Annotated in this window: 19 protein-coding genes and 1 other RNA gene; 4 read left to right on the top strand and 16 right to left on the bottom strand. The window is 28.5% G+C overall.

What is annotated here, in order from left to right; translation table 11 throughout:
- Positions 1-13: 13 nt before the first annotated feature.
- Both KGF41_RS09725 and KGF41_RS09720 read right to left on the bottom strand, forming a co-directional pair.
- Positions 14-223, bottom strand: coding sequence for a DUF896 domain-containing protein (locus tag KGF41_RS09725; protein WP_227827034.1), 210 nt, complete (start codon positions 221-223; stop codon positions 14-16).
- 27 nt (positions 224-250) lie between these two features.
- Positions 251-1,696: a PLP-dependent aminotransferase family protein gene (locus KGF41_RS09720; protein ID WP_227827033.1), complete on the bottom strand. Its 1,446-nt coding sequence runs from the start codon at positions 1,694-1,696 to the stop codon at positions 251-253.
- 109 nt (positions 1,697-1,805) lie between these two features.
- Between KGF41_RS09720 and KGF41_RS09715 the strand changes: the two genes are divergently transcribed.
- Positions 1,806-2,600 (top strand): histidinol-phosphatase HisJ family protein, encoded by a 795-nt coding sequence (locus KGF41_RS09715; RefSeq protein WP_227827032.1) that lies wholly within the window; start codon positions 1,806-1,808, stop codon positions 2,598-2,600.
- Between the two features lie 50 nt (positions 2,601-2,650).
- Positions 2,651-3,973, top strand: a complete 1,323-nt coding sequence (locus KGF41_RS09710) for a polysaccharide biosynthesis protein (protein WP_227827031.1) — start codon at positions 2,651-2,653, stop codon at positions 3,971-3,973.
- A gap of 101 nt (positions 3,974-4,074) precedes the next feature.
- Here the strand turns inward: KGF41_RS09710 and KGF41_RS09705 are convergent, their stop codons facing one another.
- From KGF41_RS09705 to KGF41_RS09695, 3 genes are all read right to left on the bottom strand, one after another.
- Positions 4,075-5,280, bottom strand: coding sequence for a hypothetical protein (locus KGF41_RS09705; protein WP_227827030.1), 1,206 nt, complete (start codon positions 5,278-5,280; stop codon positions 4,075-4,077).
- Positions 5,281-5,466: 186 nt separating this feature from the next.
- Positions 5,467-5,647: non-coding RNA, 6S RNA (gene ssrS, locus KGF41_RS09700), on the bottom strand.
- A 117-nt stretch (positions 5,648-5,764) separates the two neighbouring features.
- On the bottom strand, positions 5,765-6,667 hold the full coding sequence (locus KGF41_RS09695; RefSeq protein ID WP_227827029.1) for a hypothetical protein: 903 nt from the start codon (positions 6,665-6,667) through the stop codon (positions 5,765-5,767).
- A 211-nt stretch (positions 6,668-6,878) separates the two neighbouring features.
- On the opposite strand from KGF41_RS09695, the gene KGF41_RS09690 reads away from it, so the two are divergent.
- Entirely contained in the window at positions 6,879-7,289 is a 411-nt protein-coding gene (locus KGF41_RS09690; RefSeq protein ID WP_227827028.1) for a hypothetical protein, read from the top strand.
- 123 nt (positions 7,290-7,412) lie between these two features.
- Here the strand turns inward: KGF41_RS09690 and ccpA are convergent, their stop codons facing one another.
- From ccpA to KGF41_RS09665, 5 genes are all read right to left on the bottom strand, one after another.
- Complete coding sequence (gene ccpA, locus KGF41_RS09685; RefSeq protein WP_413840709.1) at positions 7,413-8,435, bottom strand: LacI family transcriptional regulator CcpA; 1,023 nt, start codon at positions 8,433-8,435, stop codon at positions 7,413-7,415.
- 248 nt (positions 8,436-8,683) lie between these two features.
- Positions 8,684-8,884: a hypothetical protein gene (locus KGF41_RS09680; protein WP_227827026.1), complete on the bottom strand. Its 201-nt coding sequence runs from the start codon at positions 8,882-8,884 to the stop codon at positions 8,684-8,686.
- 33 nt (positions 8,885-8,917) lie between these two features.
- Positions 8,918-9,097 carry a hypothetical protein gene (locus KGF41_RS09675; RefSeq protein ID WP_227827025.1) on the bottom strand — a complete coding sequence of 60 codons (180 nt, stop codon included), beginning with the start codon at positions 9,095-9,097 and terminating at the stop codon, positions 8,918-8,920.
- A 180-nt stretch (positions 9,098-9,277) separates the two neighbouring features.
- Complete coding sequence (locus KGF41_RS09670; RefSeq protein WP_009888870.1) at positions 9,278-9,484, bottom strand: hypothetical protein; 207 nt, start codon at positions 9,482-9,484, stop codon at positions 9,278-9,280.
- Between the two features lie 47 nt (positions 9,485-9,531).
- Positions 9,532-9,957, bottom strand: coding sequence for a hypothetical protein (locus KGF41_RS09665; RefSeq protein ID WP_227434026.1), 426 nt, complete (start codon positions 9,955-9,957; stop codon positions 9,532-9,534).
- A gap of 171 nt (positions 9,958-10,128) precedes the next feature.
- Here KGF41_RS09665 and acpP point away from each other — a divergent pair, with 171 nt between their 5' ends.
- A complete protein-coding gene (gene acpP, locus KGF41_RS09660; protein ID WP_227434025.1) occupies positions 10,129-10,356 on the top strand; it encodes an acyl carrier protein in 228 nt (75 codons plus the stop codon).
- Positions 10,357-10,516: 160 nt separating this feature from the next.
- Here acpP and KGF41_RS09655 read toward each other — a convergent pair whose 3' ends face one another.
- From KGF41_RS09655 to KGF41_RS09630, 6 genes are all read right to left on the bottom strand, one after another.
- On the bottom strand, positions 10,517-11,521 hold the full coding sequence (locus tag KGF41_RS09655; protein ID WP_227827023.1) for a nucleoid-associated protein: 1,005 nt from the start codon (positions 11,519-11,521) through the stop codon (positions 10,517-10,519).
- A 14-nt stretch (positions 11,522-11,535) separates the two neighbouring features.
- Positions 11,536-12,438, bottom strand: coding sequence for an RluA family pseudouridine synthase (locus tag KGF41_RS09650; RefSeq protein WP_227827022.1), 903 nt, complete (start codon positions 12,436-12,438; stop codon positions 11,536-11,538).
- 178 nt (positions 12,439-12,616) lie between these two features.
- Positions 12,617-13,792, bottom strand: coding sequence for an acetyl-CoA C-acetyltransferase (locus tag KGF41_RS09645; RefSeq protein ID WP_227841999.1), 1,176 nt, complete (start codon positions 13,790-13,792; stop codon positions 12,617-12,619).
- A gap of 91 nt (positions 13,793-13,883) precedes the next feature.
- Complete coding sequence (locus KGF41_RS09640; RefSeq protein WP_227827020.1) at positions 13,884-14,729, bottom strand: 3-hydroxybutyryl-CoA dehydrogenase; 846 nt, start codon at positions 14,727-14,729, stop codon at positions 13,884-13,886.
- A gap of 100 nt (positions 14,730-14,829) precedes the next feature.
- A complete protein-coding gene (locus KGF41_RS09635) occupies positions 14,830-15,627 on the bottom strand; it encodes an enoyl-CoA hydratase-related protein (protein WP_227827019.1) in 798 nt (265 codons plus the stop codon).
- An 18-nt stretch (positions 15,628-15,645) separates the two neighbouring features.
- Positions 15,646-16,656: an electron transfer flavoprotein subunit alpha/FixB family protein gene (locus tag KGF41_RS09630; RefSeq protein ID WP_227827018.1), complete on the bottom strand. Its 1,011-nt coding sequence runs from the start codon at positions 16,654-16,656 to the stop codon at positions 15,646-15,648.
- Positions 16,657-16,663: the final 7 nt, after the last annotated feature.

Raw genomic sequence — 16,663 nt, 5'->3', positions numbered from 1 at the left:
CTCCTATTAAGTTTTAATTTTTATTATTTTTCATATATTGTTCATATTCCTCTGGTGAGACTACTTTAACACTGTCAAGTCTTGATTTAAAATGAGCTCTAAAATTTTCTAAATATTCCTTTCTTAAAGTCTCTCTTTCTTTGATTTCATCATCAGAAAGAGCTCCCTCTTTATTTTTCTTTGCTAATTCATTAATCCTATCTAATTTCTTCTTGTCAAACATTTTTTCCTCCTAAAAAACTTCTATTTATTAATAAAATAATTTATTACTTTTTATATCTAATTTATTTTTATATTCACAGAAAAACTCATCTATATTATCGCTTATTATAGATATTCCCTTTTCTAATTCTTCCATACTTGGACGAGCTATATTTATTCTAAAAAATCTATCATCCACTAGATTATCAAAAAAATAAGTCCCTGGAAGCATAGATACTCCTTTATTTAACATAAAACTTGTAAAACTTTGAGATGTATATCCTCTTGGCAATTCTAAAAAAAAGTTTATCCCTCCACAAGATTTTCTAACTTTTAATTTACCACTCAATTTATCATTAATCAAGCTTTTTGCTAACTTGTATTTATCAGTATATATTTTCTCTATATGACTCAAATAATTCTTCCAATTAAAATTCTCCATGTAGTAGTACATTGATTTTTGAATAAGACCTGGGGTTGATATGTCTGATGAATATTTAGCCCATAAAACTTTTTTTAATAATTCGTTTGGCATTTCTACAATCCCTATTCTTAAACCTGGCATAAGTATTTTTGAAAAACTCTTTATATATACTACTCTATTTTTATCATCATAACTTCTGACTGTTCTATTGTCTTTTGAGTCAAATATAAAATCACTTATAAAATCATCTTCAATTATATAAAAATCATGTTCTTCTGCCAATTCTATTAGCTTCTTTTTTTTATATGTTGAATAAGATATACCTGTTGGGTTTTGAAAATTAGGCATAATATATATAAGCCTTGGTTTTATTTTTTCCAATTTTAATTTTAAAATACCTATATCAATTCCATCATCTAACATAGGTATAGATATTATTTTTGCACCTCTACCTTTAAATACTTCAATTGCCCCATTATAAGATGGCTCTTCCATAAAAACAACATCAGAATAACTTATAAGACCTTTACAAACTATATCTATACCTTGCTGTGCTCCTGAGATTATTTGAATATTTTCTTTAGTAGTATTTATATTTTCATCACTTAAATACTCTACCATCTTTTCTCTTAATTCCTCAGAGCCTAGACCTTCATCATAATCAAATATTGAACTTCCATCTTTAGATAGTGCCATATTTACAGCATTTTTAAATGAATCTATAGGAAACATATCATTAGATGGATTTCCATTATCGAAATGAATTAAATCATCTCTTTGTCTAATATTCTTGTTTTTCCCTTTATCTATACCATTTTTATAAGAATTTGAATTTGATACAAAAGTTCCACTTCCTATAATTTTATATACATATCCTTCATTTTCCAAAAGCTCATATACTTTGACTATAGTAGTATTATTTACATGTAAATAATCTGATAACTTTCTTATTGGTGGAAGTTTTTCATGCTCAACTAGTTCTTTGTTTATTATTAACTGCTTTATATGATTAAATATTTGTATATATTTAGTTGACTTCCTTTCACTTAAATCTATTTTGTATTTTTCCACATTTATCACCGCTTATTGTTTTTATATTTTGTTGATGCTTTGGTATATATTTGATATTATTTAGTATGTATATATAATACCAAAATTTTTATAAAAAGGGGAAATATTTATGTTTTACGACTATCACATGCACTCAAGTTTCTCTACTGATGGAAAATCTACAATGGAAGAAATGATAAAAAAATCTATAGACCTTGGTATAAATGAAATTTGCTTCACAGACCATGTCGATTATGATGTTTATGCTGATGATTCTTTTTCAATTGTCTACGAAGATTATTTTAAAAGTCTAGAAACTCTTAAAAATAGATATAAAGATAAAATATCAATAAAAAAAGGGATTGAATTTGGAGTTCAAACTCAATTAATAGATACATATAGAAAAGAAGCTCATCAATATCCATTAGATTTTATAATATGTTCTATTCATGCTATAGATACAATGGATTTATACCTTGGTAGCTATTTTGAAGGTAAGACTCAACATGAGGTCTATGAGAATTACTACCTTTATTTGTATAATATTGTTAAAAACTATAAGGATTACTCTGTTTTAGGGCATTTAGATTTAATTAAAAGATATGCACCTTATGATACTATCTTAGATGACAGACTATTTTCAGATATAATTGAAGAAACTCTTAAACAAGCCATCTATGATGGTAAAGGTATTGAAATAAACACATCTTGCTATAGATACAATCTGCCAGATTTAACTCCATCTAGATATATACTTCAGATGTATAAAGATTTAGGAGGAGAAATCATAACTACAGGCTCAGATTCACATCATGTAAGTCAAATTGCATACGAGTTTGATTACATATATTCATTGCTAAAAAAGATGGGATTTAAGTATGTATCTAAATTTAATAAAATGAAACCAGAATTTATAAAATTATAAATTTTTACACCTCCTTATGAATATATTTAAAAGATAAGGAGGTGATTTTTTTGAAAGTACCTTATTTAGTACTATCAACAGTTATTTTATTTATGTCTAACTTTGTCGTAAGAATATTTGGATTTTTATATAAAATATTCTTATCAAGAGCTTTGGGCGAAACAGGTTTAGGTATTTATCATATGATTTTTAACTTTTTAATGATTTGCTTAGCTGTTACAACAACTGGAATACCTACTGCACTTAGTTGCCTAGTTGCAAAAAGAAAAGCTTTAAACGATAAACACAATACTAATGCTTTATTTATATCAACTTTATACATATCATTTTTTGTAGCATTAATTATATCTATAATTGCATCTTTCAATAGTTCTTTTTTATCACTTAAGTTTCTAAAAGACCCTAAATTGAATTTATTTATACTCGCAGTTTGTCCTGCTATAGTTATAATAACACTTTCAAATGTACTTAGGGGGTATTACTATGGCATAAAGAACGTAAAAGTCCCTGCTATTGGACAAATTATTGAACAGATGGGTAAAATTCTATTTGTTTTTTTACTCGTTATGTATGTAAATGATAAGTCTATGAACTGTTATATTGCTCTTTTAGGTATATCTATTGGTGAATTGAGTAATATCATATTTATGCTCATATGTCTATGTCGAGATTCTTCATTTGACAATAAATATATTATAAGTATAAAGGATTTTTATAATTCTTCTATGGAAACATTAAAAATGTCTATACCCATAACTTGCAATAGAATGTCAAACATACTTTTACAATCTATTAGTTCTATGATGATACCATCAAGATTAGCATTATCAGGAATGACTTATCAACAGTCATTAAGTATGTACGGTGTCGTCAGTGGAATGGTAATGCCATTTATATTTTTACCATTTACTGTTGGCTCAGCACTTATTGTAAATTTGATACCTACTATATCACAAGAAATTGCTTTAAGAAAACGTAAAAGTGTCCTAAAAAAAATAAAGTATTCTATACTCCTAACTTTATTTGTAGGTATACTATCATCAGTGTTTTTTTATTTCTTTGGAAAAGATTTATGTATATTAGTATTTAAAAATAAACTTGCTGGAGAATATTTAAAAGCTATGTTTTTAGTACCACTATTTATGTCACTAAATCAAACGCTATCTGGTATTTTACATTCAATAAGAAAAGAATTAGCTTCAAGTATAAATACTATCACTGGTATGTTAATTCAGCTAGTAGCTCTATATGTATTTCTTCCTATTCCAGGACTTAATATTTATGCATACATATACACAATGACAATAGTATCAATATTTACTTGTTTATTACATACTATAGTACTTTTTAAATCTATAAAATCTATACATTAGTTATAAATAACGTGAAGGCTACCAATGTAAATCGTCTACTATTGGTAGCCTTCCTTAAATGATTTTTATTTATAATTTAAACTGTCTATATATCTACCTATCTATCTGTGGCAACCTGAATTTTCATTTCCTTGATTAGGTCCACATTGCGAAAAATCACATACTTTAGAGAAAGTATCAACAAGTCTTGGTTGGATTGGGTTTGGTGATGCTAAAACTACTATTTGTTCACTTATTAATGTGCTAACTGTTTCTTGTAAGCAAAGTACTAAATCTATATCATTTGGTATGATTAATTCAAAGAAAGGATCACAACCTTCTCTACATTCTAATTTTAATATAGATTTTCCTATACAATCAACTGTTAAATTAGTTTGGAATTCTTGTCTTAAAGTGACAGCTCTTCCATCAGCTGGCAAGCATATTGGTGCTGAAAGTGTGTTAAAAGTAAATTCTACAAAATCAACTCTTCTCTTACATCCACCTCCTGCTCTGACTGCTGGGAAAGCTAATGCAACGAATTCTGTACATCCACATCTACCTCTTAGTTCTAATACTAGATTACGAACTGCTACAGTTAATCCTCTTTGTTTATAAGCTACTGATTTGCCTTTTCCTTGTCTACAACATTCAGCGTTTCTTTCTCCACATACTGCATATTCAAAAGTTGTTTCACAGTTTCTTCCTATTATATCTCCTAATGGTTCCAATTCAAAATCTTCTAAAGTTGTCATTCCTGTGTCAATAACTATTCCATCATTACTTAAGCATATTTTGTCTATAGTTACACTTGCTCTACCTGCACTTGGAACTGAACCAAATACTTCTACTACTTCTGTTTCAAAAGTTAATGGTTCTCCATTTGGTCCAGTTGCATCTGTAAATGTTTGGAATTGCATAGTATCAAAAATTCTATTAGCTTCTATTGCAAATGGAACTGCATTTGCTATAGAAAAGTTTCTTGGAGATATAGGATTACAGCAATTTGGTCCACATTTGTTTTCAAAACATTCATCTGAATCCATTTGGCATGGTTCACAATCACATTTGCAATTATCATGGCATCCACAATTGTCATCACATGGATTAGGTTTGCATGGATTGCATGGATTAGGTTTGCATGGATTAGGTTTACAATCATCATGACAATCACAATTATTATCATTGTTACATCCATTATGATGATGTGATTTTTTGAATCCTCTCATATCATCTGAGTTTATCTCATCTGTATACACTTCTTCTTCATTCATTGTAGACATTGGCTGATTTAGCATTCTTTTTTTATTTTTTTTGTAATCTTGCATTTTTCATTGCCCTCCCTGTAAGCGATTCTTATTAAGTCTTCGGCTTTTTTATAGCCTAATTAATACTATGCACTTATAATATCATTTGTTACTTATGCTTTTTAAGTTTATATATAATTAAGTATATTTGGTAGAAAAATGCATTTTAATAAAAAAAAGTACTACTATTTAAAATAGTAGCACTTTTTTTGTCCCGAAACACCGGTGGCTAAGTAAATTCACACCCTAGGCACTCCCAGGTGGGTGACTTGCCAGTAACCTTTAACGTCCAAACTAAACAGGCATGTTATAATTTACTAGACACGGTCTCCCGTATTTCATTTGTAGGTTGAATTTAAAAAAGCCTTATCGTATGTTTCAGGATTTCATATTATTATTATATAATAAATTTCGAATTTTTTAAAGTGGTTTTATATAGTAATTGAGATAATCTTATTCTAATATTACTTTTTCTTCCTTTTCTCTTTATGTATTTAGTTAATTATCACTTTCTCTTAGCTTTACTTCTAGTATTTTTTTCATTATGATTATGTTCATGCTTGTGTTCATTAACATCATACAATTCTTCATCATACACTATATTTTCATCATTATCTTCATCTTCATAGTCTGTTTCTTCATCTTCCATTAATTCTTCTTCATTATCATCTATCTCATCTTCATAATCTAATTCATTATCTTCATATGTTGACTCTTCATCTTCAAATTCTTCATTATTATCTTCATTATCTTCATATTCATCCTCATCATCATTATTGCTATCATCACCTCTTAAAAGATTTCCTAGCAATTTAAGATTATTCATACTACCTAGATTATTTATATTTGCCAAAGAACTTAAACTAAATCCACCTTCTCCAAAATCATCAGGTAAAAACAATTCTGCAAATAAATCTATCTTTTTTTTCATTCCTATAGCCTTTTCAACAGAATTTTTTCTCTTTTCTGGAAATACATCTATAATTTCTTTTATCATCATATTTTTTTTGTCTTCACTATCCATTTTTCTAAAAAAATCTGTTTCCTCTTCAACATCTACCATATCTATATTGTTGAGTTTCTTTATGCCTCTAACTAGGTCCAAAACACTTTCTATTTTTACTAGTATTTTCCTTTCATCTCTTGACATGTATTTTTTAGTTCTTGTTATTATTTCCATTCCCATTTCTAGGTCTTCTTCACTCAAATCCATAAGTCTTAGACCTCTTTTTATATCATTTGCATCAAACCTTAAAGTGTCATGTATAGCTTTTGATAATTTCTCATTTGAATTTTTTTTGTTTTTTCTAACTCTATTATTTTTCTTTGATTTATCTTTATCATCAAATATAGAGATATTACCATTACTCAATGCAATCACTCCAATCAAAAATAGTAAATTATTCAAGACAATCCCCCCTTATATTATATAATTGCCCTATATTAAAGTATGTTTTTCATATTTTAATGTTCCATTTTTAAAGCTCAGTGCATATATATTATCTATAAGAATTTTTATTTATATTATATATCACTCACAATTCACCACTTCAATATTATTTCTATATATAAATAGTATGAATATAATTCAATATATATTTATAGAAAGGGGTTTTTTTATGAAAAAAATAGATACAGATTCATTAGAAAAGATGGCTAAGCAAAAAAATATTGACAAGGATAAGATAGAAAAGATTGCTGATAATTACAAAGGAAAATCAGAAAGTGAACTTATGGAGGAACTTATAAAAATAGGTAAAAACCTAGATGGAAGAGAAGAAGTAGTATCAAAATTCAAAGCATTTTTAGATGACAATCAACGTAAAAAATTAGATACTATAATGGATAAAATATCAGATGCAGAGACTCAAAGAGATACTAAACCTGCTAAAACTACCAAAACTAAAAAGACTAAACAACCTACTAAAGGTAAATCAAATACACCTGCACCAAAAAATACACCAAATAATCAACAGAAAAAATCTAAGAGTATATTTAAGAAGACTAAAAAATCCAATCCTCACGAATAAACAAAGATAAACTACTTTTAAGACTTAAAACTATTATTTTTAATTAAAATATTTTAAATTGCATATTATTTAAATTAAAAATCAGGTAGTGTTTTAAACACTACCTGATTAACTTTAATAACTTTATTTCTTTCTCTCTATAACACTTTCTCTATCAATAATTTGATAAGGTAATTCTATTTTCTTATTTTCAATTAATTCTTTATTTATTAATTTAATAACCATTCTTATCGCCACTGCTCCCATATCATATAAAGGCTGATAAACTGTAGTAAGTTTAGGCCTATACATTTTAGCTATCTTAACATCATTAAATCCTGCAACTGATATGTCTTCTGGAACCTTATATCCAGCATCACAGATAGCGTTTATAGCTCCTATAGCAGCCTCATCACCCGTAACAAAAGCTGCATGAGGTATTATTCCCTCATCCAATAATTCTTTCATACTATTGTATCCACTTTCATAATCAGTTCCACCATATTTGATTAAACTCTTGTCCAACTCTATATTATTACTTGAAAGTGCTTTTTCGTAGCCTGAAAGTCTTTCCATCTCTAAAACAGTATCATCTTTACTTGTCATTATAAAAGCTATCTTTTCATGACCTTTCTTTATAAGATGTTCTGTCATATCAAAAGTAGCTTCTTTGTTACTAGTGCTTACTGTGTATATATCATAATTTCTAGCAGTTTTACTTATATACGTTGCTGGTATACCACAATTTTGCATATAGTTGATATGTTCTTGTTCAACTACCCATGAAATCATAACTATACCTTCAACTTGTTTTGCTCTTAATAGATTTATACTCTTTAATTCTTGTTCTTTATCAGAGTATGTATTAGCTAAAAGGATATCATAATCATACATTTTAGCAACTTCTTCTATTCCATTTAATACCTCATTAACAAAAGAATCTGAAACTTCTGGAACTATTACCCCTATTAATTGACTCTTCTTAGTTACTAAGCTTCTTGCAAGTGGATTTGGTATATATCCAGTTTCTTTTATAACATCTAAAACTTTTTGTTTGACTTCATCAGTCACAGGTTTTGAATCATTTATAACTCTAGATACTGTAGATATTGACACGCCTGCTTGTTTAGCAACATCTTTTATCGTTATATTACTTTTCATTTTCATCCTCCTAATTTTGCTAAATTTATCTAAATCTGAACCAAATTTATACAGGTTCTTATTTTAACTATATTTATATAAGTTCTTATTTTACCATAAAAGCAAGTACATTTAAATACATTATATTTTATATTATACCCTATATTCAACAATTTTAATAATATTCATTCTTAATTTAAATTATATTAAAAAATAAAATAAAAAAAATGCTGGTATAAAATATACCAGCATTTTTTCACTTTAACGGTTTAATTTTAGCAGCCACAACCCTCATCACCATCAAAGAATCCACCACATGAACAAGTTATTAATAATAGTATTAAGAATGGTATCCATGACATTATATCGATATCTCTCCAACAATCTTCAAAAGCTAAGAATAGGAAGAATAATACGATTATCCACCATCCTCCCCCACCAAAACATCCATCGTTTCCAAAAAATCTATCTAACATAATAAAACCCTCCTTTTTTAATAACTGCTACCCTTAATCTAAGCATCCACTACAGCAGCAAAGTATTAATAAAACTATTAAGAATGGAATCCATGCCATTATGTCAAATTCTGCCCAGCTATCTCCAAAAGCTAAGAATAGGAAGAATAGTACGATTATCCACCATCCTCCTCCACCAAAACATCCATCTTCTCCAAAGAATCTATCTAACATTTCACGTTACCTCCTGTTGATATTTTGTTGAGCTTTTCGCTCCTAACATATACTATGCATTTGGTTTCCATTTTGCTAATGTATTTTTATTTTTTTTTTAATTTTTTTATCTTAACTAAAAAAGGCAAAACCATAACTTGTATAAGTTACTGGTTCTGCCTATTTAATAATCAATATTTTTTAGCAACAACAACCATCATCGAAGTTAAATAACAACAATACTATTAATATAACCCATATCCATATATTGTCATCGCATAATAAGTCTTCTAAAATGTCTGTACATAATAATAAGAATACTATAACTATTATTATCAACATTTTATTACCAAAAAATCCTTCGCATCCTCCAAAGAAACGTTCCATATTGTCTTCTAATTTTGTCATAACTAATCCTCCTTGAATCATTAAGAGACTAACTTTTGTCTCTTTAATTAAATATATGTAGTAATAGACAGATAAGTTACTTCTAAAAAGTTTTTATTAATTAATTTATTTATTTCTTTTTCTCCCAATTTATTGTATCTATCAACTTCATCTAAATAATCCTTTTTTTCTTCTGATATAGTGTAAATTAAACTTTCTATTGATTTTACTTTGTATTCTTTATATCTTTCTATCAAGAAGGATGTTTTTGAATTTTCTATCCCTTTCTTTACATGCATTAATCTTGATATATAATCGTCCTTTTCATTAGATACATAGCTTTCCTTCTCTGCTACATCTTCAAGAATTAAATTTGTTTCCATTACATAGTCCTCTATTCGTTGCATATCCAAAGTTATTGAATTATAATAAAAATTTACTGCTATAAGTAAAAATATTCCTACAGATGTTAGTAATAAGCCTACATATTTCATAGCATTTCCTCCTAAGTTATATTTGTTATCAATAAAGTTTATTCATCAAACAAGACTTTATTACTACCTTTATAAAATTTTATTACTTTTTACTAATTCCATATTGAAAAATTTTTGATATTATATTAAACTAACATTAAAATTAATTAAAACTGCTGTAGGAGGCTTAAAATGTTTGAAAAAATAAAAGAAATAATAGCAGAACAATTAGGGTTAGATAATTTAGATGAAATAACTATGGAAGCATCTTTAATGGAAGATTTAGAAGCTGATTCATTAGATGCTGTTGAGATTATAATGGCTCTTGAAGATGAATTTGGTATAGAAATACCAGATGAGGAAGCTGAAAACTTTAAATGTATTGGTGATATATGTAAATATATCGAAGAAAACAAATAATATCATCTTTTCTACAAATATAAATAGTCTGTGTCTACTTCTATTTAATATTTCTATTAGAAGTTTACACAGACTAGTCTACATTTATTTATAATTATATTAACTATACATTTATTCTAATTTAATTTATATCTAATTATATAAATTACTCAAATTAAGATTACTTTTCTTCATAAAATGTTACATTCTTTATTACTATATCTATAGTTCCATCTTGATTTTGCTTTACAGTATATTTCATTGGGTCCTCAAAATCAGTTAGGTTACCTTTTATATCAAAGCCATTATCAGTTTTTATACTTCTCTTTTTGAGCTTTTTCTCAACCCATTTTTTATCTATGCTAAAACCTTCATCAAGACCTTTTTCTTCCATGTGCTCTTTAAAACTACCTTTTAATTCTTCATCCTTAATTGAATTATCAACAAAATCATTTATATCAATTTCATGTTTTTCTTTTAATGTATAATTTAATATACTTCTTACATCTTCTGCTTGCTTTATATCATTGCTAAGAGCATTAGTTATCCAATTTTCGGCTGTATTTTTAAATACTTTTGTCTTATACTTATCATCGTCTATTTTTTTAGCATTCAAAAATTCTGTTACAAACTTTGATTCTGAACCCTCTTTTTCTGCATCTTTGTCTAAGAGTCTTAGATGAAACTCATCATTCATTCCACTTAATCCAATTAAAGCCCCTTGCTTTTGTCTTATAGTTTCTGGAATTCCAATTTCATTTGATACCATTTGAATATTAAATTTATCATCTACAAACTCAATTGAATGAGTATACAGTTTTTTATAATCTAATTTCAATATAGCAACACTCTTCTCATCTTTTACAGTATACAGGCAAACTGCCAAATCACAAGATTCTAATGCTGCATTAATCTTCATGACCTCAAACAGATAAGATGCTATTTCTTTAGAATTTTTTAAAAATGAACTTTCATCGTATATTATTTGTTCACAACAATTTTTGATTAAATTGTCATTATAATCTTTAAAGATACCTTTTCTTAAATCTTCATCCTTTGAAATTCTCTTTATTGCTTTTTGAAAAAATCCATCTACTTCTTGATTAACTTTACCTTCAAAATCATTTAATATTGGAACATCACTATTTTTATCCAAAACATGTATTATAAATTTATGTATTATCATATACATCACCCCATCTATCTTAATTTCGATATTAACTCTTGCATATCCTTCGGTATATCTGTTTTAAATTTTAAAATTTCTTTTGTTCTTGGTTGTTCAAACTCTAAGCTATATGCATGAAGAGCTTGCCTATTTATAAGATTTTCATCTATATAACCATATAACTCATCACCTATTATTCTATGACCTATATGAGCCATATGCACCCTTATTTGGTGTGTTCTACCAGTTTCTAGCTTTACTTCTAGTACGGTTGCATTTTTTAATCTTTCTACTACTTTATAATGGGTAACAGATGCTTGTCCTCTTTCATCTATTACTCTCTTTATTGAATCCTCTTCAGGTCTATAAATTGGTTCATTTATAGTTCCCTCATCTTCATCTATAATCCCATTCACTACTGTTATATATGTTTTTTCAACTTTATTTTCACTCATTGATGTAGACAAAGTATGATGTGCATAAGCATTTTTTGCTACTATAACAAGCCCTGAAGTGTTCATATCAAGTCTATTCACAAATCGTATTTTTACATTTTCTTTATGCTTCTCTATATAATAACTAATACCATTTGCTATTGTATTATCATAGTGACTTTTAGTTGGATGAACTACCATAAATGGTGGCTTATTTACCATAATTATATCAAAATCATCATATATTATTTGTAAATTTAAATCTTGTGGCTCAAAATTTGCTTTTTCTTCTTCTATTTTTACCTCTATTAAATCACCACAAGACACTTTTAAACTTGGTTTTTTATATACACCATTTACTAATACACTTTTTTCTCTTTTCATCTTTGACAATGACCTCACCGAAAAATTTAGCTTATCCAGCAAAACTTCTTTTAGAGTCATTTCTTCTTCATTTGTATATGATATAAGATTATATTTTTGATTTTCTTTTTTAAACAAACTTTTACCTACTTTCTTTTATATCTTCAAAATCATGATATTATATATTTTACACTATTTTTGTTTAATAGATAATAGTTATTTTTTAACCATAAAAACCTGTAAGAATAACAAATAGTTACTCTTACAGGTTAAATTCCTGGTTAAATGTTTAATTTTTAAAAATTATAATCTAAAACTATCTTTTAACTATTAAAGTAGTTCCCATTCCACCACCTATACAAAGTGTAGCTAAACCAGTTTTAGCATCTCTTCTCTTCATTTCATATAAAAGTGTAGTAAGTATTCTTGCTCCTGAGCATCCTATTGGATGTCCTATAGCTATTGCTCCACCATTGACATTAACTTTAGCCATATCTATGTTTAAATCTTTTACTACCGCTATAGATTGAGCAGCAAATGCTTCATTAGCCTCAACTAAATCTATATCTTCAATAGTCATATTAGCAGCTGCTAAAGCTTTTTTAGTTGCTGGAACTGGTCCATATCCCATTATTGTAGGGTCAACACCAGCTGTTCCATAAGAAACTATAGTTGCAAGAGGTTCTATTCCTAGTTCTTCAGCTTTTTCTTTAGCCATTACTACTAACATAGCAGCACCATCATTAATTCCTGATGCATTACCAGCAGTAACTGTTCCATCTTTTTTAAATGCAGGTCTTAATTTAGCAAGTTTTTCTATTGTAGTACCAGCTTTAATATATTCATCTTTGTCTACTACAGTGTCACCTTTTCTTCCTTTTATAACCACTGGAACTATTTCTTCGTCAAATTTTCCTTCAGCTTGAGCTTTTTCAGCTTTATTTTGACTTGCAAGAGCTAATGCATCTTGTTCTTCTCTAGTTATATTCCATTGTTCTGCTATATTTTCAGCAGTTATACCCATGTGATAGTTATTAAATATATCTGATAATCCATCTTTTATCATTGAATCAACGAAAGCAGTATCACCCATTCTTGCACCATATCTAGCACTTGGTACTAAATAAGGAGACATACTCATGTTTTCAGCTCCACCAACTAGCATTATATCAGCGTCCCCTAATGCTATAAGTTGAGATGCCATTGAAACAGATCTTAATCCAGAACCACAAACTATATTTATAGTCATAGCTGGTTTCTCTACTGGTATTCCTGCACCTAATGCTATTTGTCTTGCTACATTTTGACCAAGACCTGCTGTAAGTACTCCTCCTAAAAGTGATTCATCTATCATATCTGGAGTTATATTAGCTCTTTTTATAGCTTCTTTAGCTGCTGTTATCCCTAATTCTACTGCTGAAACTGATTTAAATGCTCCTCCAAAACTTCCTACTGCTGTTCTAGCTGCACTGGCAATTACTACTTCTCTCATATTCATTACCCCCATTAAATTAGATTTTTATCAGATTTTTGAGATTGTTTTTTTTTAGACAATATCAGTTAAATTTTTTAGATTTAAGTTCTTATTTATTATAATCATAGAATCCTATTTTAGTTTTTCTTCCTAATTGATTAGCTCTAACCATTTTAGCTAAAAGTGGATGAGGTCTATATTTAGTATCTCCAAATTCAGTATATAGAACGTTCATTATAGCTAAAACAACATCTAATCCTATTAAATCCCCTAATGCTAAAGGTCCCATTGGATGGTTTGCACCTAGTTTCATAGCTTCATCTATTTCTTCTTTACTTGCAACACCATCTGCATATATACCAACAGCTTCATTTATCATAGGTATAAGTATTCTATTTACTACAAATCCAGGAGATTCAGATACATCTACTGGTACTTTATTGATACTCTTAGATAATTCAAATACTGTATCAAAAGTAACTTTTGATGTTAATTGACCGCTTATAACTTCAACTAATTTCATCATAGGAACTGGATTGAAGAAATGCATTCCTATAACTTTATCTGCTCTATTAGTAGAAGAAGCTATTTCTGTTATAGATAATGATGAAGTATTTGTTGCTAAAATAGTATCGTCTTTACATAACTCATCTAATAATTTAAAAACATCTTTCTTTATGTTCATATCTTCTACAGATGCTTCTATTATTAAGTCCATGTCTTTTAAATCTTCATAGTTAGTAGTTGAACTAACATGACTTAATATTTCTGATTTTGTAGCTTCATCCATTTTTCCCTTAGTAACTAATTTAGTTAAATTTTTATCTAATAATCCTAAGCATTTATCTATAGCACCTTGAGTTCTACTCTTTAAACATACATCATGACCACAACTTGCAAAAGTTTGTACAATACCACTTCCCATAGTTCCACTACCTATTACAGCTAATTTCATAGTTATAACCTCCTGTTATTTTAGTATTTATATTCTGTTAACTAGATTAAAGTATTTATTCAATCTAGTTAACAGAAAATATATTTTTAATTAGATTTGTTTACCCTTTTATAAAGTTAGCTTCTCTTTTTTCAACAAAAGCTGACATTCCTTCTTTCTGGTCTTTAGTTGAAAAACAAAGTCCAAAGAAATTAGATTCTATATCTATTCCAGTATCTATATCAGTTTGAGCACCAAGTTGTATAGCTTCTTTAGAGTATCTAACTGCAAGTTGAGCATTTTTAGCTATTGTTTTAGCTAGTTTTTCAACTTCTTCCATTAAAACTTCTGGCTCGACAACTCTATTTACTAGCCCTATTTTTTCAGCTTCATCAGCTTTTATAACTTGACCTGTAAAGATTAATTCTTTTGCTTTTGCCAGTCCAACCAGTCTTGTAAGTCTTTGAGTTCCTCCATATCCTGGAGTTATTCCAAGAGTTACTTCTGGTTGCCCAAATTTAGCTTTAGCAGATGCAATTCTTATATCACAAGCCATTGCTAGTTCGCATCCTCCACCTAAAGCAAATCCATTTACAGCTGCTATTATTACTTTTTTACTATCTTCTATTTCTCTAAAAGCTTTAGCTCCTAGAAGGCTAAAGTCTTTAGCAGCTACAGCATCTAAATCTTTCATATATGCAATATCTGCTCCAGCTACAAATGCTTTTCCTTCCCCTGTCAATATTACTACATCGATAGTTTCATCATTGTTAATATCTGCAAATACTTCATAAAGTTCTTCTAAAGTTTTTGAATTGATTGCATTAAGGGCTTTAGGTCTATTCATTTTCACTGTACATATATTTTCATTTACTTCAACAGCTATATTCTCATAAACTTTAACATCGCTTGTACTCATAATACCCTCCCCAAGAAATTAGTTAGCTAAAACTTCACCTTTTTCTTTTGCAACACTTAATTGACTTATAAGTTCTGGAAGTACTTTGTGAACATCTCCAACTATACCAACATCAGCATATTTAAATATTGGAGCTTCTGGGTTTTTGTTTATAGCAACTATAAACTCAGCATCTTCCATACCAGCTATATGTTGTATTGCTCCAGATATACCACATGCTATATAAAGGTCTGGTCTTACAGTTTTACCAGTTTGACCTACTTGTCTTGCTTTATCTAACCATCCTGCATCTATAGTTGCACGAGAACCAGAAACTTCTCCACCTATAATTTCAGCTAATTCATAAAGTATGTCTAAATTTTCTTTTCCGCCCATTCCACGTCCAGCAGAAACTAATATTTTAGCATCTTCTATTTTAACTTGTTTTTTAGCTTCTTTTATTATTTCTACAACTTGAACTAATTTATCAGCTTCAGTAAATTCTACTTTAAAACGATTAATTACAGCTTCTCTAGTTTCATCAACTTCATTTTTCTTCATAACTCCTGGTCTAACTGTAGACATTTGAGGTCTGAAATCTTTACAAACTATTGTTGCCATTATATTTCCACCAAAAGCAGGTCTTGTCATTAATAATAATTTTGTATCTTCAGCTACTGCAAGTCCTGTACAGTCAGCAGTAAGTCCTGTATGTACTCTAGCAGATACTCTAGGTGCTAAGTCTCTACCTATTGAAGTTGCACCAAATAATACAACTATTGGGTCAGCTGCTTTTATTGCTTCATATGCAGCTTTTGTATATGGTTCAGTTGTATACACTGCTAAAGCTTCATCATCTACTACTATTACTTCATCAGCTCCATAATGTGCTAATGTATCTATTAAATCTTCTACCTTACTACCTAAAAGTAATGCAGAAACTTTTGTATCATAATCTTTGGCTATTTCTGTTGCCTTTCCTAATAATTCTAAAGAAACAGTTTGAATTACATTTTCTCTTTGTTCTATTACTACTAAAACGTTACCCATTCTTTAT

Source organism: Clostridioides sp. ZZV14-6150 (genome assembly GCF_020657875.1).
Lineage (GTDB): Bacteria > Bacillota > Clostridia > Peptostreptococcales > Peptostreptococcaceae > Clostridioides.
The sequence above is the reverse complement of the archived record's forward strand: the minus strand, read 5'-3'. Positions and strand labels throughout refer to the sequence as shown.

Excerpts from the sequence above, each read along its gene's own strand:
- KGF41_RS09635 (WP_227827019.1), bottom strand. The coding sequence starts at position 15,627 with ATGAGTACAAGCGATGTTAAAGTTTATGAGAATATAGCTGTTGAAGTA.
- acpP (WP_227434025.1), top strand. The coding sequence starts at position 10,129 with ATGTTTGAAAAAATAAAAGAAATAATAGCAGAACAATTAGGGTTAGAT.
- ccpA (WP_413840709.1), bottom strand. The coding sequence starts at position 8,435 with ATGAAAATGAAAAGTAATATAACGATAAAAGATGTTGCTAAACAAGCA.
- KGF41_RS09670 (WP_009888870.1), bottom strand. The coding sequence starts at position 9,484 with ATGACAAAATTAGAAGACAATATGGAACGTTTCTTTGGAGGATGCGAA.
- KGF41_RS09725 (WP_227827034.1), bottom strand. The coding sequence starts at position 223 with ATGTTTGACAAGAAGAAATTAGATAGGATTAATGAATTAGCAAAGAAA.
- KGF41_RS09630 (WP_227827018.1), bottom strand. The coding sequence starts at position 16,656 with ATGGGTAACGTTTTAGTAGTAATAGAACAAAGAGAAAATGTAATTCAA.
- KGF41_RS09665 (WP_227434026.1), bottom strand. The coding sequence starts at position 9,957 with ATGAAATATGTAGGCTTATTACTAACATCTGTAGGAATATTTTTACTT.
- KGF41_RS09655 (WP_227827023.1), bottom strand. The coding sequence starts at position 11,521 with ATGATAATACATAAATTTATAATACATGTTTTGGATAAAAATAGTGAT.
- KGF41_RS09690 (WP_227827028.1), top strand. The coding sequence starts at position 6,879 with ATGAAAAAAATAGATACAGATTCATTAGAAAAGATGGCTAAGCAAAAA.
- KGF41_RS09715 (WP_227827032.1), top strand. The coding sequence starts at position 1,806 with ATGTTTTACGACTATCACATGCACTCAAGTTTCTCTACTGATGGAAAA.
- KGF41_RS09680 (WP_227827026.1), bottom strand. The coding sequence starts at position 8,884 with ATGTTAGATAGATTTTTTGGAAACGATGGATGTTTTGGTGGGGGAGGA.
- KGF41_RS09640 (WP_227827020.1), bottom strand. The coding sequence starts at position 14,729 with ATGAAATTAGCTGTAATAGGTAGTGGAACTATGGGAAGTGGTATTGTA.
- KGF41_RS09675 (WP_227827025.1), bottom strand. The coding sequence starts at position 9,097 with ATGTTAGATAGATTCTTTGGAGAAGATGGATGTTTTGGTGGAGGAGGA.
- KGF41_RS09705 (WP_227827030.1), bottom strand. The coding sequence starts at position 5,280 with ATGCAAGATTACAAAAAAAATAAAAAAAGAATGCTAAATCAGCCAATG.
- KGF41_RS09645 (WP_227841999.1), bottom strand. The coding sequence starts at position 13,792 with ATGAGAGAAGTAGTAATTGCCAGTGCAGCTAGAACAGCAGTAGGAAGT.